Annotated in this window: 15 protein-coding genes and 1 pseudogene; 8 read left to right on the plus strand and 8 right to left on the minus strand. The window is 61.6% G+C overall.

The features are described 5' to 3' along the window. Positions 1 to 14: 14 nt before the first annotated feature. From tssM to ACL2XM_RS23515, 6 genes and pseudogenes are all read left to right on the plus strand, one after another. Positions 15 to 3,569: a type VI secretion system membrane subunit TssM gene (tssM, locus tag ACL2XM_RS23490; protein ID WP_413731703.1), complete on the plus strand. Its 3,555-nt coding sequence runs from the start codon at positions 15 to 17 to the stop codon at positions 3,567 to 3,569. After that, positions 3,566 to 4,582: a type VI secretion system protein TssA gene (tssA, locus tag ACL2XM_RS23495; protein WP_413731704.1), complete on the plus strand. Its 1,017-nt coding sequence runs from the start codon at positions 3,566 to 3,568 to the stop codon at positions 4,580 to 4,582. The genes tssM and tssA overlap by 4 nt, the downstream gene beginning before the upstream one ends. A 5-nt stretch (positions 4,583 to 4,587) precedes the next feature. After that, positions 4,588 to 5,055 (plus strand): annotated as a pseudogene (gene tssB / locus ACL2XM_RS23500) (type VI secretion system contractile sheath small subunit); the annotation flags it as partial. A gap of 60 nt (positions 5,056 to 5,115) precedes the next feature. Next, entirely contained in the window at positions 5,116 to 6,594 is a 1,479-nt protein-coding gene (tssC, locus tag ACL2XM_RS23505) for a type VI secretion system contractile sheath large subunit (RefSeq protein WP_410016705.1), read from the plus strand. Positions 6,595 to 6,630: 36 nt separating this feature from the next. After that, positions 6,631 to 7,158 (plus strand): Hcp family type VI secretion system effector, encoded by a 528-nt coding sequence (locus ACL2XM_RS23510; RefSeq protein ID WP_410013162.1) that lies wholly within the window; start codon positions 6,631 to 6,633, stop codon positions 7,156 to 7,158. A 7-nt stretch (positions 7,159 to 7,165) separates the two neighbouring features. Next, positions 7,166 to 7,588 (plus strand): hypothetical protein, encoded by a 423-nt coding sequence (locus tag ACL2XM_RS23515; protein WP_413731706.1) that lies wholly within the window; start codon positions 7,166 to 7,168, stop codon positions 7,586 to 7,588. 2 nt (positions 7,589 to 7,590) lie between these two features. Here ACL2XM_RS23515 and tssG read toward each other — a convergent pair whose 3' ends face one another. The 8 genes from tssG to ACL2XM_RS23555 all read right to left on the minus strand — a co-directional run bounded on the left by tssG (position 7,591) and on the right by ACL2XM_RS23555 (position 18,849). Further along, positions 7,591 to 8,697: a type VI secretion system baseplate subunit TssG gene (tssG, locus tag ACL2XM_RS23520; protein ID WP_413731708.1), complete on the minus strand. Its 1,107-nt coding sequence runs from the start codon at positions 8,695 to 8,697 to the stop codon at positions 7,591 to 7,593. Further along, complete coding sequence (gene tssF, locus ACL2XM_RS23525) at positions 8,694 to 10,553, minus strand: type VI secretion system baseplate subunit TssF (RefSeq protein WP_413731709.1); 1,860 nt, start codon at positions 10,551 to 10,553, stop codon at positions 8,694 to 8,696. The genes tssG and tssF overlap by 4 nt, the downstream gene beginning before the upstream one ends. 3 nt (positions 10,554 to 10,556) lie before the next feature. After that, the gene (gene tssE, locus ACL2XM_RS23530; RefSeq protein ID WP_413731711.1) at positions 10,557 to 11,108 is read right to left on the minus strand and encodes a type VI secretion system baseplate subunit TssE; all 552 of its coding nucleotides are present in this window, start codon (positions 11,106 to 11,108) and stop codon (positions 10,557 to 10,559) included. Between the two features lie 39 nt (positions 11,109 to 11,147). After that, positions 11,148 to 11,780, minus strand: coding sequence for a DUF3540 domain-containing protein (locus ACL2XM_RS23535; RefSeq protein WP_413731712.1), 633 nt, complete (start codon positions 11,778 to 11,780; stop codon positions 11,148 to 11,150). A gap of 23 nt (positions 11,781 to 11,803) precedes the next feature. Beyond that, complete coding sequence (locus ACL2XM_RS23540) at positions 11,804 to 12,883, minus strand: pentapeptide repeat-containing protein (RefSeq protein ID WP_413731713.1); 1,080 nt, start codon at positions 12,881 to 12,883, stop codon at positions 11,804 to 11,806. Beyond that, the gene (locus ACL2XM_RS23545) at positions 12,880 to 15,555 is read right to left on the minus strand and encodes a DUF2169 domain-containing protein (RefSeq protein ID WP_413731714.1); all 2,676 of its coding nucleotides are present in this window, start codon (positions 15,553 to 15,555) and stop codon (positions 12,880 to 12,882) included. Before ACL2XM_RS23545 ends, ACL2XM_RS23540 begins: the two co-directional genes overlap by 4 nt. 10 nt (positions 15,556 to 15,565) lie before the next feature. Continuing rightward, positions 15,566 to 18,046 carry a type VI secretion system Vgr family protein gene (locus ACL2XM_RS23550; protein WP_413731716.1) on the minus strand — a complete coding sequence of 827 codons (2,481 nt, stop codon included), beginning with the start codon at positions 18,044 to 18,046 and terminating at the stop codon, positions 15,566 to 15,568. A gap of 164 nt (positions 18,047 to 18,210) precedes the next feature. Beyond that, positions 18,211 to 18,849, minus strand: coding sequence for a two component system response regulator (locus tag ACL2XM_RS23555; protein ID WP_410013171.1), 639 nt, complete (start codon positions 18,847 to 18,849; stop codon positions 18,211 to 18,213). Between the two features lie 500 nt (positions 18,850 to 19,349). Between ACL2XM_RS23555 and ACL2XM_RS23560 the strand changes: the two genes are divergently transcribed. Then, positions 19,350 to 20,195 carry a fumarylacetoacetate hydrolase family protein gene (locus ACL2XM_RS23560; protein WP_410013172.1) on the plus strand — a complete coding sequence of 282 codons (846 nt, stop codon included), beginning with the start codon at positions 19,350 to 19,352 and terminating at the stop codon, positions 20,193 to 20,195. 476 nt (positions 20,196 to 20,671) lie between these two features. Then, positions 20,672 to 21,595 (plus strand): LpxL/LpxP family Kdo(2)-lipid IV(A) lauroyl/palmitoleoyl acyltransferase, encoded by a 924-nt coding sequence (gene lpxL, locus ACL2XM_RS23565; RefSeq protein ID WP_410013173.1) that lies wholly within the window; start codon positions 20,672 to 20,674, stop codon positions 21,593 to 21,595. Positions 21,596 to 22,180: the final 585 nt, after the last annotated feature.

Genomic DNA, 22,180 nt, shown 5'->3' on the forward strand with positions numbered 1-22,180 from the left:
CGGGGAGCACGAACATGTTAAAAATGATGGGGGCGCTGTACGGCGGCGGAATCTGGCGTGGCGTTTGCGCGGCGGCGGGAGTTGGCCTGGCCGTCTGGTTTGTGGGCCCCCGGCTTGACGTCGGCGGGGTGCATCCCCTGGCGTCTGACGCTGTCCGTTATCAGGTTATCGGCGCGGTGGCGGCGTTTTGGCTGCTGTCGCGATCCCTCTCCTCAATGCGTCAGACCCGTTTCCGGCGCAGTGTGCGACGGCAACTGCTGACGGCGGAGCGGACGCCGTCAGCGAGGGAGGAAACCCCGCTTGCCGCAGGGTTTAAACTGGCGGCCAGGATCCTCAAGCGGCATCATGGTTATGGCGCCGGGCTGAAAAAGGAGGGACTGCCGGTCTTCGGGCGCGCGTATTTGTATCGGCTGCCGTGGTACCTGATGCTGGGCGCCGGCGGCAGCGGCAAGTCCAGGGCCCTGCAAAACGCTGAGCTCGATTTTCTCGAACCCCAGGCCCCGGACGCCGGCGCGGCGGACGGGCCGGGCCGTTGCGACTGGTATTTTACCTCCCTGGGCGTGGTGATCAGTCCCTGCGGCAGCTTTCTGGCCGACGGCGACAGCCGTTGGCAACAGATGCTGGCATTGCTCAAGCGCCATCGCGCCCGCCGGCCGCTTAACGGGGTGGTGCTGACAATAAGCGCGCAGGATCTGCTGCAGCCCTCGCGGGAAGAGCACTGCCGGCAGGCCGGATTGTTGCGCCGACGCCTGCTGGAGCTGGGGCGGCAGCTTAAAATTGTCCTGCCGGTGTATATCATGATCACCAAGACCGATTGCCTGGCGGGGTTTAGCCAGTATTTCAGCCGCTTCGACGGTCCTGAATTGGCGCAGCCCTGGGGCATGGATTTTCCTTGGCGGGGCGGGTCCGAAGATGGGTTCTCGCTGCCAGAAGCCTTTGCGCAGGCCTTCGACCGGTTGCAGCGGCGGTTAGATGACGCCTTGGCGGATACGCTGCTGGCGGAGCCCGATGCCAGGCAGCGCGGCAAATGCCTGGCCCTGCCCCAGGCCTTTGCCGCGCTGCGCCAGCCGCTGCTGCGTTACCTGGAGATTATCTTTGCCTCCTTTCCCGAGGGGGCCGCGCCCGCGCCACGGGGCGTCTGGTTTACCAGCGCCAACCAGAAAACCGGACCGGCCGCCGGCGCGTTAACGGCCCGCCAGGACGATTTGTTCGATTACCGCTTCACGCCGGCGGATATGGCCACGGCCAATGTGGCCGCGCCGACGCCGCAAAGCTATTTCCTCAAGACGCTGTTTCGGGACATTATCCTGGCCGAAGGCGACCTGGCGGGCACCCGCCGCTGGGCCATATGCCGTCGCCGGTTGGGTTACCTCGCGGGCTACGGCCTGTTATCGGCGCTGCTGCTGGCGGCGGGGAGCCTGGGTATCGCCAGCTACCATAATAACCATCAGTACCTGGCACGGGTACAGGCGCGCACCCAGGCGCTGGAACAGCTTAGCGCCGCTATCTTGCGTGCGCCCGACCCCGGGCTGGCCCAGATAATGCCCTTCTTTAACGGACTGGGCGTCTGGGCCGAAACCGGGGTCTTTGATTATCGCCGCCCCCCGCTGGACCATCGTATGGGCCTGTACCGGGGCCGGATGCTGCACGGCGCCGGCGAACTGGTCTACCGGCACGCCCTGAAGCGCGTGCTGCTGCCGCTGGTGACGCAGCAGCTTGCCGCGGTGCTGGCCCGGGCGCATGGCGGCGAGACGGATTTCACTTATCAGGCGCTGAAAGCCTATCAAATGCTGTATGAGCCGCAGCATTACGACGGCGGGTTTTTACGCTCCTGGGTGCTGATGACCCTGCCGGCGATGCCGGGCGCGGCGCAGCTCGACAGCGCCGGGAATGAACAATTGCGCCGGCATCTCGCGCAACTGATAACCGACGCGCCGCTGCTGTCGCCCAACGACAAAGACCAGCGTCTGATCGAGACGGCTCAGTCTGCCATCCGTCAGCACCCGCTTGCCCAGCGCGTCTACCAGCGGCTGAAACCATTGCTTATTAACGACAGCCGGTTCAAGGCCATCAGCCTTATCGATCTGGCGGGCGCCGAGGCGGAGCAGGTACTGATACGCAACAGCGGCCTTCCGGCCACGGATACGCTCCCCGGTCTGTTTACCCCCGCAGGGTATTGGCTGGGCTTTCATCCCCGGGTCGCCGTCGCCCTGCGCCGGCTACAGGAGGAGGACCGCTGGGTGCTGAACCAGACCCTGGCGGCGGATGAGGACGAACTGGCCGCCAACGTACGGCATTGTTATATGAACGAATTTATTACCCGCTGGGATAACTTTCTCGGCGATATCGGCCTGATGCCCGCGCCGGACCTGAACCGGCGCATCGACAGCGCGCGTATCCTGTCCGGCGAACATTCGCCGCTGCGTTGCCTGGTGACGCGTATCGGCGACATCCTCGCCTTGTCGCCGCCGGGCGATGCGCAGGCGTCATCGCCGGACCTCGGGCGGCAGCTCGGCGCCGGCACCCGCGGGTTGCTGAACACACTGTTTCCCCAGCGGGGGAACCGGGAAGGTCAGGAAGGGCCCGAGCTGAAGGTAAGGCACCACTACCGGGATCTTATCGCGCTGTCCCGCCCGGGCGATGAAAACGGCGCCGCCATCGCCTTTGACGCTATTCTCACACAGCTGGGCTGCGTATACCGCTATCTGGTCGCGCTGCACAACAGCGGCGATACGGCGCCTGCGCCAGGAGAGACCCTCTCCCGGCTGCGGGCGGATGCCTTGCGTTTGCCGCAGCCGATGCGCCGCCTGATCCTTGAGCTTGCCGAGGGCGCCGGCCATGATACCCGGCGCCAAACGCAGCGGCGGCTGCGGCGGCTGTTCGATACCCAGATCGGCGCGTATTGCCGGCAGGTCGCCGATGGCCGTTATCCTTTATCGCCGCAGGGCGCGATCGATCTCAGTCCGGACGATATGGCGCGTCTGTTTGCGCCGGAAACGGGGCTGGCCGATCGTTTTTGGCGACAGCACCTGGCGGACAGCGTGGAAGCCTGCGCCAATCGCTGGCATTTTTTCCCCGGGATCAACGCCGGCGACGAGGCGGCCGGGGAGGCATTGCTGCACTTTTTCCGCGCCGCCCGTGCTATCGGCGATGCGTTCTTCCCGCCGGGCGCGACCCGCCCCGTCTTTTCCTTTACCCTGCGCCCCGTAAAGATGGACAACGGCATTCTCAGCCTGTCGCTTGATATCGACGGGCAGATGCTCAGCTATAACCACGGCCCGTCGATTGCCTATCACCTGAACTGGCCGGGCGCGCGGGGTACGGGCAAAGCGCGGCTGAGCGCCGGCCTGGCCGACGGCACCATCGCCACCCTGGAACGGGAGGGGCCGTGGGCGCTGAACCGGCTGCTCGACGGCGGCCAAAGCCGGCGGACGGGCAACGACGGCGCGCAGCATATCACCTTCACCCTGGCTGGCCGCAACGTGACGCTGGAAATTATCCCGGACAACGTGCGCAACCCCTTTACCCTGCCGCACTTCAGCTGTGCCGCGCAACCGGAACCGCTATGAACATCAACGCCCTGCTTACGCCGGTAAGCACCGACGCGCCCTGCGGCGAAAACCTGGAATACGACCTGGCCTTTATTCAGCTGCACCAGCTGGCGCGCGGTAAAGCGGAACAACAGTTCGGCGATATGCTGATCCCGGCGCTGGAACCGGACTGGCGCCGGGTGGAGCAACAAGCCCTCGGACTGCTGGCGCGCAGCAAGGATCTGCGCGTGATGCTGTTGCTGGCGCAATCCTGGACCGCCCTGCGCGGCGTGCCCGGTTACGCCGACGGCATTATGCTGATGGTCGAAGCGCTCGAGCGGTATTGGTCGACGCTGTTGCCGCCGCTGGCGCTGGAGGGCGAGTCCGATCCCCTGATGCGCATTAACGTGCTGCGCGAGCTGGGCGATGGCTTTGAGCTGGCGAAATTGCTGCGCCATAGCCTGTTTGTACGCGAAGCGGGCCACAGCCTGTCGTTTGCCGATGCCGCGGCCGCCCTCGACGGTATAAGGGCCGCGGAGCCTCCCGGCGAATCGGCGCGGCTGTCCGTCCTCATCCGGCGGGGGCTGGAGACGCACGCGCGCTATCTGCCGTTGATCTGTTCCGCCCTGGAGCGGCTTTTCAACCTGCTGCGCACGCATTTGGGCGAAACGGCGATCCCGGACATGCCCGGCGTGCTGGCTTCCCTGCGCGCCCTGTCCCAGCCGCTGATGGTCCACGATACCGCGCCGCCGCCTCCCGCGCCGGCGGAAGGTTCCTTATTTCCCCGCCGCACCCCGCCCGATAACGGCGCGGCGACCACACCGTCGTCCCGGCGCGAGGACGATATCCTCACCCGCGACGACGCCTACCAGGCGCTGGAACAGGTAAAGATCTATTTCCGGCGCTACGAGTCCAGCCATCCGGCGCCGTTGATGATTGCGCGTATCCAGCGGTTAATGAGCCAGGACTTTCTGGCGATAGTGCGCAACCTGGCGCCGGAGGCGGCAAGCCAGTTAGAGCATTTTTTCGGCTGCGAGAGCCTTAAGGAGTAAGAGAGATGAAAGAAGCACACAGCGGACAAAAATTGATCGCCCGCCATCGCGCGCCGCGCGTGCAAATCGAGTATGAGGTGGAATTATACGGCGCCGAACGCACGGTTCAACTGCCGTTTGTCATGGGCGTCATGGCGGATTTGAGCGGCGGGGCGCACGAACCGCCGGTACGGATCGATGACCGGAAATTCCTCGATATCGATAGTGATAATTTTAATGAACGGATGAAATCGTTCCAGCCGGGTATCGCCATCCGGGTGGAAAATACCCTGACCGGCGTCGACGACCTGCCGGTGTCGCTCGTCTTTAACGAGATGGACGACTTTTTGCCGGAGGCGATAGCGCACCAGGTCGAACCGCTGAACGCGCTGCTGGAGGCGCACATCCAGCTCTCCAACCTGCTTTCCTATATGGATGGCAAACATGGCGCCGAGGAACTGATGGCCTCGGTGCTGAATGATGACCAGCTGCTGCGGGGCCTGGCCGGCGCGTCGGCCGATACCGGCGGGCAGGATCTATTACCCTACTCGCCGATGTACGCCGCCGGGGGCGGCGGACGCATTTTGCCGCCGGCCATCGGCGCGGTGATCGAAGAGCAGTTCCGTACCAAGACCGACGAAGCGCGCGCCGCGCTGGAGTTGGCGGTTAGGGCCATGGCGCAGCAGGCGCTGGCCTACCGGGTGACATTATCCCGGGATGCCTTCAGCACCATTCAGGGCCTGATTGCGCTTATCGATCAAACCCTGTCGCGGCAAATCAACATCATCCTCCATCATCCCGAATTCCAGCGGCTGGAAGGGGCCTGGCGCGGGCTGCATTATCTGGTCGCCAATACCGCCAGCAGCGATATGCTGAAAATCCGCGTGATGAACCTGAGCAAAAAAGAACTGGGGCTCACGCTTAAACGCTATAAAGGCGCCAGCTGGGATCAAAGCCCGATCTTTAAACGCGTTTATGAAGAGGAGTACGGCCAGTTTGGCGGCGAGCCGCTGGGCTGTCTCGTCGGCGATTATTATTTTGATCACAGTCCGCAGGATGTGGAACTATTACGCGAGCTGTCGCTTATCGCCTCCGCCGCCCATTGCCCTTTTATCAGCGGCGCGTCGCCCGGGGTGATGCAGATGGAGTCGTGGCAGGAGCTGTCCAATCCCCGCGACTTGGGCAAGATCGTGCAGAATACCGAATACGCCGCCTGGCGCATGCTGCGGGAATCGGAAGACTCCCGCTATCTCGGGCTGGTATTGCCGCGCCTGCTGGCGCGTTTGCCTTATGGCCTGGCCGGCAATCCCGTCCACGCCTTTTTGTTTGAAGAGCAGACCGACGGCGCCACCCATGCCAATTTCACCTGGATGAACGCCGCGTACGCCATGGCGGTGAATATCAACCGTTCGTTCCAGGAATACGGCTGGTGTACTTCCATTCGCGGCGTGGAGTCGGGCGGCGCGGTGGATAATCTCTTATGCCATATGTTCCCCACCGACGACGGCGGCGTGGATCTAAAATGCCCGACCGAAATCGCCATCAGTGACAGGCGCGAGGCGGAGCTGGCCAAAAACGGTTTTATGCCGCTGGTGTACCGTAAAAACTCCGATTTCGCGGCGTTTATCGGCGCCCAGTCGCTGCAAAAACCCGCGGAATACAGCGATCCCGACGCCAGCGCCAACGCCAATCTGGCCGCGCGCCTGCCTTATCTTTTCGCCTGCTGCCGTTTCGCCCATTACCTGAAGTGCATCGTGCGCGACAAGGTGGGAACCTTCCAAACCCGCAGTGAAATGGAGCTATGGCTAAATAATTGGATAATAAATTATGTTGATGGAGATCCGGTTAACTCATCGCAGCAAACCAAAGCGCGCCGCCCGCTGGCGGCGGCCGAGGTGCAGGTGAGCGAGCTGGCGGACAATCCGGGTTATTACCAGGCGAAATTTTTCCTGCGCCCGCATTACCAACTGGAGGGCCTGACGGTGTCGCTACGCCTGGTGTCCAAGCTGCCGTCGCTGAAAGGTGGCAATTAACATCCCTTTTCCCGCGGTAAGAAAGGATTCCTGAGTATGAATAACAGTATTTATTTGCAGGTGGACAGCGTTAAAGGCGAAGCCAAGGACGAGGAACATAAGGACTGGATCGACGTGCAGCATTTCCGCTGGCAGATAGTCCAGCCCTCGGAGAACAGCGTGGGCGGCGGCGGCGGTATCGGCAAGGCGGTAGTGCGCGAGTTGGAGGTGCTGGCGCGGATTGATAAGGCCCTGCCCACCATGATGAAAAAATGCGTCGAGGGCACGCATCTGCCCGCGGTAACCCTGGGGCTGAGAAAGGCGGCCGAGTCCAGCGAGGATTACCTGCTGATTAAACTGCAGGAGGTGATGCTGAGCGCGGTGGAAATCGTGCCCCATACCGGCACCGGCGCGGGGGAAGGACACGCGGTGGCGCCCGGCGCCATGGCGGTGCTGTATCGCTTTTCACCCGCCGTGATGGGCGTGACCTGCGGAGAACAGTTAAGCACCGGCGCCCTGAGCGCGAAGGTTGAATTTGGTTGGGATGTGAAAAAAAATGCCGCTGCCCAAGTCAAGTTTAAATAATGACCCATTGATAGACGACCGCCGCCCGCAAGAGACCTGGGAAAACTTTCTCAATGAATTTCCGGGCGCGACGGTACGGGAAAATGATATCGATCGGGTATTGGGGGCGCTTTTCGACGCGCCCCCCGCGTCCGGCCGGATCGCGGCGGCGGAGGCGCCCGGCGGATCGCGGCTTTACGGCGCTGGGGAAACCGATCCGTTGCGGTTGTTCACGGCACGGGCGGATGATGCGTCCGCGGCGGAACATGGCCCGGGCGCGCTGCCGCCGGCGGATATCGCCACGGGCGGGGTGACTCCGGCGCAGCGGCGAGCGATGCTGGCGGCGCTGGGCGCCTGTCTCGGCACGCTGTCGCAAAACGATGCCGACGCCTTGTTTACCCAGACTTTTTTACCGGTCTATCAGCGGGAGATGACCCATAACGCCTGCTGAGTTTACCAACCCATCGGCTCATCGGGACGATAAACAAAATCGTCGCGGTGGGCCGACGGCAGGTTATATCCCAGCCAACTGCCTTGTCCCAGCGGCTGGCCGCCTCCCAGCGTACAGCCGCGATATTCCTCCCGCGCCAGGACCACTCTTAGCTCCCAGGAAAATTCCACCGCGGCGTAATGGCTCACCCACTTGCGCAACCGGTCAAGCGTGCCGGAATGCCCGGCGGGTAAAAAACGACGGTATTGCCGCCACGGCAGCGGACCGATATCGACGGCGAACCGGGACTGCCTGTCCGGAACGGCAAGGCCCAGGCAATGTGTGCCCCCCAGGCGGGCGCGGTGTTGACCGGCGTGCAGCCGTAGCCGGGCGCCGGCTGGCAGCGGCAGCCAATGGAACAGGTTTTCCCGCAGCCTGGCCGGCACGGCAAAAAAGTGACGTATCAGCGAGCGTAGCCCCTCGGCGCTGCGCGGGCCGCGGGTTAAATGCCCCGACATATAATAACGCGCCTGCGCGTCCGGCGCGCCAACGCGCGCGGCGGGCTGGCCTGTTCCCAACAGGCAGGCGGCATACCCATCGAAGCGCCGGCTGTCCGGCCGATCGAACGAGACGCAGTGCTGGGCGTCGGCCCAGGCGCGATAAAACAGTGTAATCAACCGGTGGTGAAACAGGTTGGCGAAGGCCGTCAGCGCCGGTTCCTGGCCGGGGCGCCGGCGTTGGTAAACCTCTTCGGTCAGATGCAGCGGCAGGGGACCGTTGGGGCCGAACAGCCCGAAGCCGTTAATATCCACCCGCCGCAACCGCGCGTCTGTCCCCGGCGCGATGGCGGCGATATTGGCGGCGGCGAAACCCAGCGCCGGCCGCTGGCCCAGGCGCAGCGGTTCGTCGCGCGGCAGCGGCGCGCGTCCCAGCGCGTAGCGCAGCCCGCCCTGCGCATCAACGCGGCGCAGCAGTTGAAACAGATCATACTCCCAGGGATGGCGCTCGCGCAGGGCCCAGCTATTGGTATCGCCATCAGCGGCTGGAGCGGATGGCGCAGTGACGCGGCGGCGTGAAACCGGAGATAAGCGGCGTTGGGCGGGGCAGGGACGGACGCGGTGAATTTTCATAAAGGTGTCGCCGCCCCGGGACGCGGCGGCCAATAGCCGATGGCGCCCCGCTGTATCGAGCTGAGCGTGGTTTCGGTAAAGCTGTTAATGGTGGCCAGACGCGTAAACAGCCGCGCCAGCACGCTGCCCAGCAGCCACGGGCTCAGGCCGGAAAATGCCTGTTCATCGACGCTTAGCCGCACGCTGATGCCGCGTACGGCAAGGGCCGGGGACGCCATGACGCGATGGCAGGGAAGGAGCTGGCACTGACGAATGCCGGCAATTTGCTGCCTGACGGTCATATCGGCCCTGCGGGCGTGGAAGTCTACTAGCTGGCGCAGGGCCGCGCCGCCGTCGTGGTTATCCATCAGGCTGAAGTAATTGAGGCGCAGCTGGTTAATCAGCGGCCAGCAGGACGCGCTTTCCGCCAGCGCCGGGCGGGGCTGGCTGGGTCCGTTGCGTAACACCACCCGTTGCACCGGCAGAGAGTCGCGCATCACGAATTGCCTATCTTGCTGCAACAACGTGAGCGGCAGGTCGCGATTGCAGCACAGCACCTCGGGGCTGAGATAGGCCAGTTCTCCATGCCAGGGCGGATGCCGTTCGTCTGCCAGGGAGACATAGGCCAGCGAACCGCTGTAGCCGGTATACGCCATCGACGGATCGGCGGCCGATGGCCAGTGGCGCTGCTCCCGGCGCAGGGAAAACCAGCCCGGGCCCTCAGGCCCCTCTTCATCGTGGCGATCGTAAACCGGCCTGAATAGCCGCCGGTAGCCGTTTTCGCCTTTGCTGCCGAAGCCGTGCAGCTGTATGACGGAGTGGACTTCATAATCCAGCGGATGCAGCGTATCCACGATAACCGGGTATTCAGTTTGGCGTTCATTGAGAACAATGCGTTCAGCGGTGCGGGGGAACAGATTGATGACCGGCGTGCAGTGCAGCGCCAGATGCTGCCGATCTACCTGGCGCTCCAGTTCGGGCGCGGCCTGATCCAGCAGCAGGATAATCTCCAGCTGTTGCTGTTTGCCGCCGCGGTCGAACAAGGGCTGCAATCCCTCCAGGCTGAAAAACTGTAGCCGGGCGGGAAAACAAAAATATTCCTGCAACAGGCGAAATGCGTCCAGGTTGCGCAGGTCCGGCGGCAGCATGGCCTGATCGGCGTCAAGTCCTTCATGGCGCAGCGCCTCCCGGCCCAGGTTCAGGCGCACGGACGCGCCGCCGCCGGTCTGCGCCAGCACCGTTTGCGTATGCTGCATGATCAGCTCCAGCAGTTGCCGGGCCGGGATATCGCCGCCGCTGAGATAAAACATCAGCCGATCGCAACGCATTTCACCAAGCGTAACCGGGCCGATACAGGAAAGCCTGATGCGCAGCGCGCAGGCGCAGCCCTCCAGACCCAGCGCGCCGGGCCGGATCTCCGCCGGAATCCCGCCCAACGCCACCTGCTCGATGCGTAACGGCTGGAGGTCGACGTCATGGGCGGTGCGAAAGCGGCAGGTGACGCCGCGGGACTTACGTTCCAGGCTGTCCATCACCGTGCCGCGCGGCACCCGGTAACCCTGGCTGATATCTCCCTTGGCGACATCCGGCCGCAGTTCCACGATGGCCATCGACGGCGTGGCGGCCAGATAATTAGGGTGCAGCATCTCCAGCAGTTGCCGGGAGAACTGCGGAAATTCCGCGTCCATTTTCAACTGGACGCGCGCGGTCAGGAAAGCAACGCCTTCCAGCAGCCGCTCGACATACGGATCGGCCGGTTCGGCGCTGTGTAAGCCCAGGCGCCCGGCGACCTTGGGATACTGTTCAGCGAACTCCGTGCCCATTTCCCGCAGCCAGGCCAATTCCCGGTTGTAGTAGTCCAATAGCCGGCTATCCATCAGTTATCCCTTATCACTCAGTTCAAAATGGCCGTTTTCCAGATCCACGCGGCTGGTAAACCTGAACTCCACCGGCGCCGGCGACCACCACAGGCGCCCCTGGATAATAAACGACAGCAGGTTATGCGACGCCAGCCCGGCATCGTCATCAATGCAATCAATACACAGCTCCGGGACGATGATGCGCGGCTCGAAGCAAGCGATCGCCCTGGCGATGGCGACTTCGATATCCTGCCAGGCGATCTCGGTGCGCACCTTGCCGGCCAGCGGCGGCAAGCCGAAGTTCAGCGTACTGGCGTAAATATGGGGCCAGCGCGCCAGCTCGCCGCGGGAGGCGAAACGCGTGCAGTTGAACAGCGCCTGCAGGTTGGTTAACACCGACTGTTTCAGCCTGTCGCGCAGGCACGCCATGTCCGGCGGCGAGTCGTCCGGATTTTCCGGATCGTCGTCCAGCAGCCGTTCCCATAACAAGGGCGCGGCGCGTTGCCGGCCGCCGGCCGAGATAGTCTGTCCGGCGGCGCGTTGCGCCGGGGGGTGGCTTATTTTTTTCGCCATTTCCGCTCCATTTTTACGGCAAATCCGGCGGCTGCCGCATCAGCCCATATGAATGTGTTCAGCATCGATCTTGGTGACGGCGTCGGCGGTGATCATGAGGTTCCGGCCGTGGAGGCGGGCATAATCGGCGGCCTGGTAATCCAGCTGGCCGACCCTGGCGTGCTCCGTTTGCGTCACTTTGCGCAGCCACCGGTGGCTGATATGCACCAGGGTGCGCCATACCGATTCCAGCCGCTTGCCGACGATACAGCCGACATCCACCCGGGCCGACAACGACTTGCCCTGGTAGCGCATCCGCCCGATACGGCATTCCCCGCGATCGGCGCCGATATCCAGCGCCGGGGCGCGCAACGCCAGCCGTTCGGCGCCATGCAGGCTTAACTCGCCCCGGGCGGCGATATGCAGGTCGCCGGCAACCGTCAGGGACCAGGGCGACAGCGTGTCCGCGCGATCCAGCACCGCCAGCAGCCACAGCTGCGCCCGGTTGCCGGCAACCAGCACCGTATCGCCCGGCTGCGGCGCCAGCAGGCAGCTGGCGGCCCGGCGGCACTGCCAGCCGCGCTGTTCATGGCGCACGATATAGCAGCCGTCCGGCAGCAGGTTGACCACCCGGCCTACGGCCTGGCCGGGCGGCGATACAATCTGGTCGCGCAATGCCTGTTGGTTCATCATAAGGTGTCTCAAATAAGGGATGGCTAAGGGTCCGGTGTCACATCTGGCCGCCGGCGGCTCCACTCTTCGGCGGCATGGAGCGCTGCATCCGCCTCCAGCAGCCCCTTGCGGCCGGAAAACAGCGCCGCCGTTTGCCGGGCGCGGTGCATGCTGGTGCGCATAAAGCGCGCGTGCCGCAGGTCGGCGTCCTGGAGATCGGCCTCGCGAAAATCCGCATACGCCAGGTTGCAGCCGGTAAATCGGCATTGTCCGGCCGCGGCGCGATGCAGCAGGGCCTGCTCCAGGCTGGCGTGGGAAAAATCCGCCTGTCGCAGGTCGGCGCCGATAAACTGCCCCTGGTCAAAATGGCCGCGGCGGCATTGCGCCCGCGCCAGGTTGCTGTCGATAAACAGCGCCTGGCCGCACCGGGCGTGATTGAAACGCGCCATGCCCAGCGAGGCGCCTTTAAAACAGCTGCGGGTCAGCGTGCCGTGGCTGAAATCGACGTTATCCATGGCATTACCGGTAAACTGGCAGGCGATAAAGGTCTGGCGGCGATAGTCGTTATGGCGGTGGTCGCATTCGGCAAAGATAACGCGGTCGAATTGGCTCTGGCTGAACGTGGTGGCGGTAAGGTCGATGCCGAACAATGTGGTCAGGACCGCCCGGCATTGATGCAGCCGGGCCTGGAGCAGCGGCGTTTTAAACAGTGTCACCTGCTCCAGCGAGCAGGTATCAAAGGTCGCGCCGGTCAGCGGGCACTCCAGGAACTGGGTTAATGTCAGGCCGCTGGCGCCAAATCGGCTGCCCATCAGCCGGCAATGATTAAATACTGTGCCGGTAATATCGCACCCGCTGAAATCGGCCGCGGGCAGCGCGCAGTGGTTAAACCGGCAGTCCTTGATATTCCCGCCGCAAAAGCTGGCCCGTTCCAGCCGGCAATGATCAAACAGCGTGTCTTCCAGCTGGCGCCGGCGAAAGTCCGCCCCGGTGAAATCCACGTTGCTGAATACCGCGCCGCGCAGCCGTACGCCGGCAAGCTGTTCCTCGCCCAGCGTCACCGAGTCAACCGCTTCCCCCCGGTCGATGCGGTGCTGTAATTCCCGCGCGGTGAGGTGAGTCATGACGAAGGCTCCTGCGCGCGCGGCAGGGTTTTGCATTGGTGCGTATAGGCGCCCTGCAGGCGGGTATGGCGGTCGATGGTCGCTAACGACAGATCGGCGCGAAACAGGTTGGCGGCGCGCAGGTCGGCGCCGGCGAGCCGGGATTTTTGCAACAGGGCGCCGATCAGGTCGGCGCGGGTCAGCGAGGCGTGGCTGAGGTCGGCGCGGATAAACAGGCAGCCGCCGGCGTTGATACCGTCCAGGCGCGCGCGCGTAAGCACGGCGCCGCTAAAGTCACAACTTTGCGCCTCGACCTGTGAAAAATCCGCCCGGTCTAGCGGCGTTTGCCGGAAGTTGCAGCTTGTTAGCCGGGCGCGCCGGAATGCCGCGCCTCCGGCATGGGTGCCGCCGGTAAAAACACAGCTGTCCAGGGCGGCCTCCTGAAACCGGATCTCATCCAACGCCAGGGTGATAAACGAGCAGCCGGACAACCGCGCGGCGTTAAAACAGGCCGCGTCCAGACGGCCCTGGTTGAACGTCACCTTTTCCAGGCGGCAATGGCTGAAATCCGGCGCCGTGGCGTCGGCATCAAGAAACGTGCAGTTCGTCAGGGCGGCATGGCTGAAGCGGCAGCGGTGGATGGCGGTGTGGTAAAACAGCAGCCCGCTGAGCTGCGCCCGATCAAAACAACAGTCTGCAAACGCCGCCCGGGTCACTGTCGTCCCGGACAGCTGCGCCCCGGAGAACAGCGTGTTGTGACAGCGGGCGCCGGTCAGGCAGGCTTCGGCAAGGCGCGCGTCGCGCAGCGAAGCGCCGGTCAACGAGGCGTGGGCCAGCATGGCGTCGCTGAGATCGGCGCCGTCCAGCAGGCAGTTATCCAGCCTGGCGCTTTCCAGCAGGGCCCGCTGCAGATTAACGCCGCGTAGATCCAGGCCGCGCAGATCGGCGCCGGTCAAATCCATGTCGCCGAGATCGCGCGTTTGCGCCAGCAGGGCCTGAAGGCGAGGGCGGCACTCCGCCGCCGCCTGCGGGGCCGCAGGGCGGGCAGCGGCGGCCAGCCGGTACATCTGGTGCAGGGCCAGGCGGGCTTCAGGCGTATCAATAGACGGCCCGGCGCCGGCGCTGTCCTCAGCCTCCCGCCGCAGCGCCGCCAGCATCCGGTGGTAGTGCGCCGGCCCGGCGCCGTCCACGGCATCCGTCATATCGGCGCCCAGGGCCGCGGCTTTTTCCAGCGCCCGTTGTTGCAGCGCCGCCGCCTGTCGTTCCACCCGCGCCATATACCGCGGCAGCTCGCCGGGCAGCGGCCCCGGCTCCTGCGCGCGGGCCACCAGGTTACCGGCGCTATCTCCTGCGTCCGTATCGCCGTCGCCTGCGCCCGTGTCGCCGTCGCGCAGGCTTATCCGCGCGTCAGCGGCGCCCTGGTGCCGGCCGGGGCTCCGGTCAGCCGGGGTTGCCTGCCCGGGTAAGGTCGTATGAACGCCGCTGTCCGGCAGGGGCTGTCCGCGCTTTTCCCGCAGGTCCGCTTCCCGGCGGGCCAGATTGGCCGCCAGCGGGCTTTCCGGCGGCCGGGGGGCGGTATCCAGCCATGGGCCGATCAGGCTTTCCGTGACCAAATCCTGTTCACACAGGGCATGGGCGGCGGCGGTAGCCTTTCGGCTGCGGGCCTGGAGAACGTCCCGGTAATGCGCCAGGGGCCGGCTCTCCCGTGCCGCTTCAAGGGCGACCAGCATATTGTCGACGTCCAGCGCATCGTCTTCCTGGATCCCGCAGCTGCCCTGCCAAATCAGCACCATCTGTTCCACATGAGGAAAAAACCACAAGGTGGTGGCGCGCAGGGTGATTTCTTCCAGCGCCGGCGGCGCGCAAGCGTGATGATCGTCGGGAACGGCGGCGCGCGTGATAAAACACCGGGCGCGCCAGTCGGGCAGCACGCCCTGCTGCAGCGGTTGCTCCGGGTGCATATTCCAGATACGCCAGGGCGCGCCCAGCGGTAATGACGGCGACCGCGGCCACCACTGATCGCGTCCGGCCCGGTTAAATACATGCCAGTCGATATCGCGGGCGAACCCGGGGTACTCCTGCTCCAGCCAGCGACGGTCGTAGCTTTTGCCGATACGGCTGAACTGCTCCGGCAGGCAAAAGTCCAGCGGGCCGAAACAGTCGGGTTTTATCCTGCGACGCGATGCGCCATAACCCGCCTCCGGTTCGATATGGGCCAGCGGATGGCATATGACGCCGTTACGCTCTACGGGGTGCGCGCCCAGGCCACGCGGGTTGCGGGTATCGTTTTCGCCGCCGAAGGCGTTTTGCCAGTCCAGGCGCAGCCGTGCAAACGGCAGCGCCTCGGTGGGGCGTCCGCTGACCCAGAAACGTTCCCCGAACACCATCAGGCTCTTTTCCAGCGCGTCCACCTGGATTTTAACCATACAGGCATTATTTTGCCGCTGATGGCGAGTATAGGCATAACCGGTGGCCAGGAATTCCGCGCAGGCTTTGGGAATGGCCAGGTCCAGCAAACCGCCGTCGCCGGCCAGTTCCCGCGCCGCCAGTTGCCACAGCTCCGGTTCGGGACGCAGCCGTGGCGCGGGCCCCATGTCAGCCAGGGCCAGCACGGACACGCCTAACTGGTTTTGGCCCAGCCAGCGCCAGGGGCGGTGCAGCACGCCCAGACGCAGGGGTTTGATGATGTTCATGGCGGCCGGCTCAGATAAAAAGGGTGATGGCGCTGGTGTGCAGGCTCAGCAGCGTGGTGCGGATATCCAACTGCCCCTGGCTGATATTGACGCCCACCGTTTCGACCCGCACCGCGGTCGTGGCCAGGTTCAGCCGGGTGCTGGACGTCAATACCTCATCGGTGGTTACCGCCATTTTTGTCATGGCAACGCGCATGTTATAGATGCTTTCCGCCGCGCCGGCGACGTGAAGCATATTGCCGGCATGGGTTTCGCTGCTTCCCTTGATTTTCAGCACCCGTTTTTTGGCTGTCACCTGAATCTCATTGCCGCCGTCAATGCTGATATCGCCGCCGGCGCGCACGGCCAGATCCCTGTCAACCTGCTCATCCAGCCTGCCGTGGATATGGCGGCGCGCGTCGCCCTTTATCTCCACGTGCCGATTGCCGGCGATGGATTGCCGATCCACGCCATTGATGGTGGTATCCACCCCTTTGGCATATTCCACCCGGGTGGGATCCGGGCGCTGGTATTGCCGCTCGGCCCGGCGGCGATCCGCCAGCTCCTGCGCGGTGGCGGGCCGGGCCTGCGCCAGGGCGGCCTGGGCCGGCCCTGGGGCATCCGCCGCCAGCACGCCGGGATAGCGCGTCCGGCCGAACACGATTTTATTGCCGGCGTCAAACATCAGATCATTCAGGGCATGGTGGCTGATAGTATCACCGGCATGCTGGGTCAGGCTGCCGCTGACAATCTGCGCCGCGTGCCCGGTCACCTGCCGGTATTCGCCGCCGGTAACGGCGTCTGCCCTGCCGCCGGCGGTAATCAGGCTGGTTTTGCCTAAGTGGAAGGTCTGTATATCGGGTTTAAATTTGAAGGTGGCGCAGGGACCTTGGTGGATAAAGCGGCTCTGGCCTTTTATCTCCTGCGCCAGATCGCCGTCGACGCTGATGCGTTGGTCATGTTCCACCGAGAGGGTCATATCCCGCTCGGCATGCAGGTTAAAGGACTCGCGTCCCGGCGCGTCCTCCATAAACCAGTAGCTGGCGTTGCCCGTGCCGCCATCCCTGCTGCGGCTCATAAATCCCATGCGGGCGGCGGCGGCCGGCAGTTCCCAGGGCGGCAGGGCGTCTTCGTTGTAGACCCGTCCGGTAATAATGGGACGATCGGGATCGCCGTTGATAAAATCCACGATCACCTCTTCGCCCACCCGCGGCACCTGTACGCCGCCATATTTCCACCCGGCCCAATGGCTGGATACCCGCACCCAGCAGGAATCGGTGTCGTCGCCCGCGCCGTGCCGGTCCCAGCGGAATTTTAGCTTTACGCGGCCATATTTATCGGTCCAAATGCTGTTGCCGGGCGGACCGGCCACCTCGGCGGTTTGCGGCCCCTGGGTTTTAGGCCAGGGGGTGGCGCGGGGCGGACGCCAGGTGACCTGGGCCGGTATAACGGTAAAAGCCACGCTGAACTCAGCCATGGCGGCGCCGGGTGCGGATTGAGCATCTGCGGCATGCCAGCGGTTATCCTGGATGCTGTAATCGACGCCGGTGACCAGATAAGATTGCTCATCCTGCGGGCGCGGACAGTGATGAACCCGGAAAGTGTAGCCGGGCGCCATGCCGCGCGCCGTTGCCAGTCCCGAGACGCGGCATTGCCGGGAGGCCAGCTCCTGCTGGCGGATTTGCGCCAGGAACTCCCCATGCCCATGATCGGCATACCCCCCCGGCCAGTCGTATATTTCGCTTTTGTTGGCGGCAAACGAGGCGCGGTTTTGGCACGTTTGCCCCAGATGGGCGCGCGGCTGCCGAAAGTCATAATCGTCCATGCTGCACAACCGGGGGGTGATTTCATGGGACAATGTCCAGCGGTGAATGGCTTCGCGATGTGCGTTAAGACCGGCGCCCGGCTGCCGGTAAACCAGATCCTCGTAGCCGGGGAAAGGCTGGTGCGCCTGGGGGGCGTCGGCCAGCACCAGCGTATGGCCCCGGTCATGGTGGCGGAAAAAATAATAAATGCCCTCATGCTCCATCAGACGGCTCAGGAAATCGAAGGTGCTTTCGCGATATTGCACGATGTAGGGGTAGCGATGATAGGCGCTGGTCAGCCGATTTTCACAGTCAATATTATAGTCGGCCAGGACATGGGTAATAATATCCGGCAGGGTTTTCTCCTGCCAGACGCGGCAATCGCGATTTTGCGTCAGATACCACAGGGCGGGATGCAGGGTGAAGGTATACAGCTTATATTTTTCATGCAGCAGATCGTAGCCGTTGAAATCAATGCGGGTGATATGGCCATGCAAAAAACGGCGCTCGCCATTAATGAGCTTTATTTCAATGGTGATATCCTTTCCTAATAATGCATTCATATCTAAATCGTTATGAGTGCTAAGAAATTCCGCGTTGAACCGGTATAAGGCCGAAAAGGATTCCCGGCCGGTCAGCCGTTTAAATATCAGCTCACTTTCGGCGGTGCCGCTTAACGGCGTATGAACATTAATCCAGTCGGGCATGCTGTTCCCCAATACGCGAGATCGTCGGTAATAAGCCGAATTATTTTTTACAACGTCTCTATTTTATTCTGCTAACTATTGGCTTTATAAGACTATTGCCATCATAGGCGGCGAATGAAGATGAAACATCAGGTAATTCCCTGACATCCTTCCTGAATTTTTGTCTAACGGTATTCCACCAATCCCAACCGGAACGACCAATGCACCAGGTCAATGGCTTTATGCACGTCAAGTTTACGCATAATATTCAAACGATGGGTCTCGACTGTTTTAGGGCTGATGGATAAGTTACCGGCGATGGCGTGGTTGCCCGCGCCCTCGGCGATTTGCTTTAATACCTGGCGCTCCCTCAGCGTCAGGGACAAAGGGTGATGGCCGCTTTCGTTCATCAGCTGGAACACGCGAAAATGATCCAGCGCCGGATCAAGGTAACGCTTGCGGTTAAAAACGTACTGCAGCGCGGTCAGCAGGCAATGCTGCGGGCTGCTTTTCAGCACAAAGCCCAGGGCGCCCAGGCGCAGCACCCCGGCGGCATAATGCTCTCCCCGCCTGGAGGTAAGCACGATAATGCGCAGGGCGGGCCAGCGCTTAAGCAATTGCGCGATCACATCCTGCCCATCCATGCCGGGCAATCCCAAATCCAATATCACGATATCCGGGTGGGTCTCGCCGCACAGGCGATAGACCTCAAGTCCATTGTCCACCTGGCCCGCTATCTGATAACGCGGATAGGGGGTAAGCAATGCTTTAATGCCGTTGATGATCAGTTCATGATCGTCAACCAGCACGAGTTTTATGTTCATAAAACGATTCCCTGGAAAATACATGAAGAGTATTTATTGGCATATTGTTGAAATAAAAAACGCACAGAACCGCCGGCCGCTACTATTATCGCGGACAGCGCTAAAGACAATAACGGATACAGGCTTAAAAGCTGGCAATTACACATTCGGGAAATGATTTTAAATAAAATATTCTACGTTATCATCTGGATAATGAAACGCCACGAGCATAATGGAACCCTGAAATAAATCAAGGACGAGACAGGAAAAAATAAGGCTATATTCAGCATATTTCAATGCGGTTTAGGCGCTGTGCTTAATTAGCGCTTCCTGTTAAAGAAATGGCAGCAGCGAACGTTCATGGTTGCGGCGCGTTACTCATTCATCGCACCTTGATGGGCAACCCGCCTGAAAGTGATCTTCTTCAAGTATTTGATGTCTGTCCGGTGGTTTTGATGGCCGGCAGCGGTTACGGGGCATATATTTTCACCCGTTGTCATTTTAAAAAAACGGAGTACGTCATGAAATTATTGCGCTATGGCCCGCCCGGCGAGGAACGCCCAGGCATTCTGGATAACGAGGGACGCATACGGAGCCTGGCCGGTCATATCGCCGATATCGGCGGGGACGCCCTGCTGCCCGCCGCGCTCGCCACATTACGCGCCCTGGATATCGCCCAGCTGCCGCTGGTGGCCGGCCAGCCCAGGCTGGGGCCCTGCGTCGGCCAGGTAGGCAAGTTTGTCTGTATCGGCCTCAACTACGCCGACCATGCGGCGGAAACCGGGGCGGCCATTCCCACCGAGCCTATCGTGTTTAATAAATGGGTCAGCGCCATCAACGGCCCCAATGACGATGTGCAGATTCCCCGCCAGTCGCGTAAGACCGATTGGGAAGTGGAGCTGGGCGTGGTCATCGGCCAGGGCGGGCGTTACATCGACGAGGGGGAAGCCATGGACCATGTGGCCGGTTATTGCGTGGTGAACGATATTTCCGAGCGGGAGTGGCAAATAGAACGCGGCGGCACCTGGGATAAAGGAAAAGGCTGCGATACCTTCGGTCCCATTGGCCCCTGGCTGGTCACGGCGGATGAAATAGCCGACCCGCAGGCGCTGAACCTTTGGCTGGAGGTGGACGGCACGCGTTACCAGAATGGGAATACCGCCACCATGATTTTTGGCGTCAGGCATATTATCAGCTACCTGAGCCGTTTTATGAGCCTGCGGCCCGGGGATATTATCGCCACCGGCACGCCGCCGGGAGTGGGTATGGGACATAAGCCGGAAGCCATTTTCCTGCGCGCCGGGCAGACCCTGCGTTTGGGCGTAGAGGGCCTGGGCGAGCAGCTTGCGCGCACGGTCTCGGCCTGATCGCGGGATGGCAGGGGCCTCTCTCTGGCGGGGCGGCCCCGCTTGCCCCAGGCCGGATTTTGGGCCGCGGGGCGCGCGGCATTGTTTTGCCGCAATGCTTTTACTTTATTTTTTTCACCGTTTTCTGGGCGGATGGATTAACGCGGTTAATGAATTAAGTTTCACCGCCGGTGTCTGAATAAGTTAAGGTCAGAGGAAATTACGATACCTGCCTCTCCCCGGGCTGTTTAAACGTGCCGGTCCGTGCTAGGTTGTCTTTTTTCTGTAAAATAAAACGGCTAGTATTATTCGGTTCTATTTTTCTTTTGACGCTTGGTGAACGGCCGGAAAAGCCTGTTTTTTTATAATTGAATATCTTTTAATGCACCCATGCGGCGAGAGTCAGTGTCCTCGTTAAGCTCATCGTAGTAAGTAATAACCCAGGTTATTACCTATGCCGAATTATTGACGCCGTCCCGTGCTGCGGAACCATCCCTATGATCCAACGTTGGCTATTGCCGTTAAGTTATATGCACCCCAGGTATTGGTTACTTTGGCTGGGGCTTGGCCTGTTGTTTTTATTAGTGCAGCTGCCTTATCCGCTGCTACTGCGCCTGGGCGGGGGTATGGGGTTGTTATCCATGCGCTTTTTAAAAAGGCGCGTTGCCATCGCCAAACGTAATCTTGAGCTCAGTTTCCCTACTCTCGAGCCGGAACAAATCAAAATAAAATTGGCCGATAACTTTTCTTCCCTGGGCATGGGCCTGATGGAAACCGGAATGGCGTGGTTTTGGTCCGACCAGCGTATAAAAAAATGGTTCGATGTGGTCGGCCTGGAAAACCTGGATTCCCCCATAGGGGAGAAAAATGGGGTTATCGTTATCGGCGTGCATTTTATGACGCTGGAGCTGCATTTTCGTATTTTAGGCCACTGCAAACCCATGACCGTCATGTATCGTCCCCATAACAGCAAAATTATGGAACTGGTGCAGAAGTGGGGCCGTTCCCGCTCGGGGAATTCCCTGGTCAGCCGTAAAAAACTGGTTTGCATGGTACACACGTTAAAACGCGGCGGCGTGGTCTGGTTTGCCCCGGATCAGGATAACGGCCCGAAGGGCAGCGTATTTGTGCCGTTTTTCGGCGTCAATCAAACCGCTACCACCAACGGCACCTTTACCATCGCCAAGCTGGCCCGGCCGAAGCTGGTCAGCGCCGTGGTCATCCGCAAACCCGACCGCCTGGGCTACCAGTTAATTATTTCGCCGGAGCTGCAAAACTACCCTTACGACGACAGCCTGGCGGCCGCCAACTATGTCAACCGGGTGATAGAGACTGAAATCATGAAAGCCCCCGGCCAATATCTATGGCTGCACCGGCGGTTTAAAACCCGGCCGCTGGGGGAGAAGTCATTATATATTTAGCGCGGGCGGCGTTGCGTATACTCTAGGGGTATATGTCTCGATATGGAGACATATAACCATTTGAATTAAATATAAATAATTATTTCAGCCTATTTGTGTCTCTCACAGGTAACAGGTTCCGCCGGCGGCGTCCGCGCAATAAGCGCGGCCTGTCTGTTATCGTCTGTCCGGCAGGCGGCAATGATTTGCACGGCGATGGCGGGGTAAAGTCCGGCGAAATCAATTTAAGTTATTGCTTATCAATATGTTGATATTGTTATTCGCAGCCATGATGCGGAAAGAATGAGGCCGGCCGTACCCTTATTGATGCGCTTCAGCCGCGGGTAAAAAAATATCCCGCGGCAAAACCTGTCCTGGCACGCAAACTGCACTACCCTTGTTGTAGATGCTCATTCCACCCTCTTATGTTCGCGTTTACGCCTCATAAACCCCGGAATGACGCAGAGCCAAACTTGTGGCGCCTATTGTCCAGCTCCATGATGAGTCCCTCATCAGAACCTTCGGACAAAACGTTGAGTGAGGCGCCAAACTGTTGTCTTATGACCTGACCTTGTTAAACACTTGCCGTGATGGCAAGTGTTTTTT

Source organism: Sodalis sp. RH20 (genome assembly GCF_047324205.1).
GTDB lineage: Bacteria > Pseudomonadota > Gammaproteobacteria > Enterobacterales > Enterobacteriaceae > Acerihabitans.

Coding starts and splice junctions, on each gene's coding strand:
- ACL2XM_RS23510 (WP_410013162.1), top strand. CDS start 6,631: ATGAATAACAGTATTTATTTGCAGGTGGACAGCGTTAAAGGCGAAGCC.
- ACL2XM_RS23545 (WP_413731714.1), bottom strand. CDS start 15,555: ATGAACATCATCAAACCCCTGCGTCTGGGCGTGCTGCACCGCCCCTGG.
- tssG (WP_413731708.1), bottom strand. CDS start 8,697: ATGAAAATTCACCGCGTCCGTCCCTGCCCCGCCCAACGCCGCTTATCT.
- ACL2XM_RS23555 (WP_410013171.1), bottom strand. CDS start 18,849: ATGAACATAAAACTCGTGCTGGTTGACGATCATGAACTGATCATCAAC.
- tssC (WP_410016705.1), top strand. CDS start 5,116: ATGTACGCCGCCGGGGGCGGCGGACGCATTTTGCCGCCGGCCATCGGC.
- ACL2XM_RS23535 (WP_413731712.1), bottom strand. CDS start 11,780: ATGATGAACCAACAGGCATTGCGCGACCAGATTGTATCGCCGCCCGGC.
- ACL2XM_RS23550 (WP_413731716.1), bottom strand. CDS start 18,046: ATGCCCGACTGGATTAATGTTCATACGCCGTTAAGCGGCACCGCCGAA.
- tssM (WP_413731703.1), top strand. CDS start 15: ATGTTAAAAATGATGGGGGCGCTGTACGGCGGCGGAATCTGGCGTGGC.
- tssA (WP_413731704.1), top strand. CDS start 3,566: ATGAACATCAACGCCCTGCTTACGCCGGTAAGCACCGACGCGCCCTGC.
- ACL2XM_RS23560 (WP_410013172.1), top strand. CDS start 19,350: ATGAAATTATTGCGCTATGGCCCGCCCGGCGAGGAACGCCCAGGCATT.
- ACL2XM_RS23540 (WP_413731713.1), bottom strand. CDS start 12,883: ATGACTCACCTCACCGCGCGGGAATTACAGCACCGCATCGACCGGGGG.
- lpxL (WP_410013173.1), top strand. CDS start 20,672: ATGATCCAACGTTGGCTATTGCCGTTAAGTTATATGCACCCCAGGTAT.
- tssE (WP_413731711.1), bottom strand. CDS start 11,108: ATGGCGAAAAAAATAAGCCACCCCCCGGCGCAACGCGCCGCCGGACAG.
- tssF (WP_413731709.1), bottom strand. CDS start 10,553: ATGGATAGCCGGCTATTGGACTACTACAACCGGGAATTGGCCTGGCTG.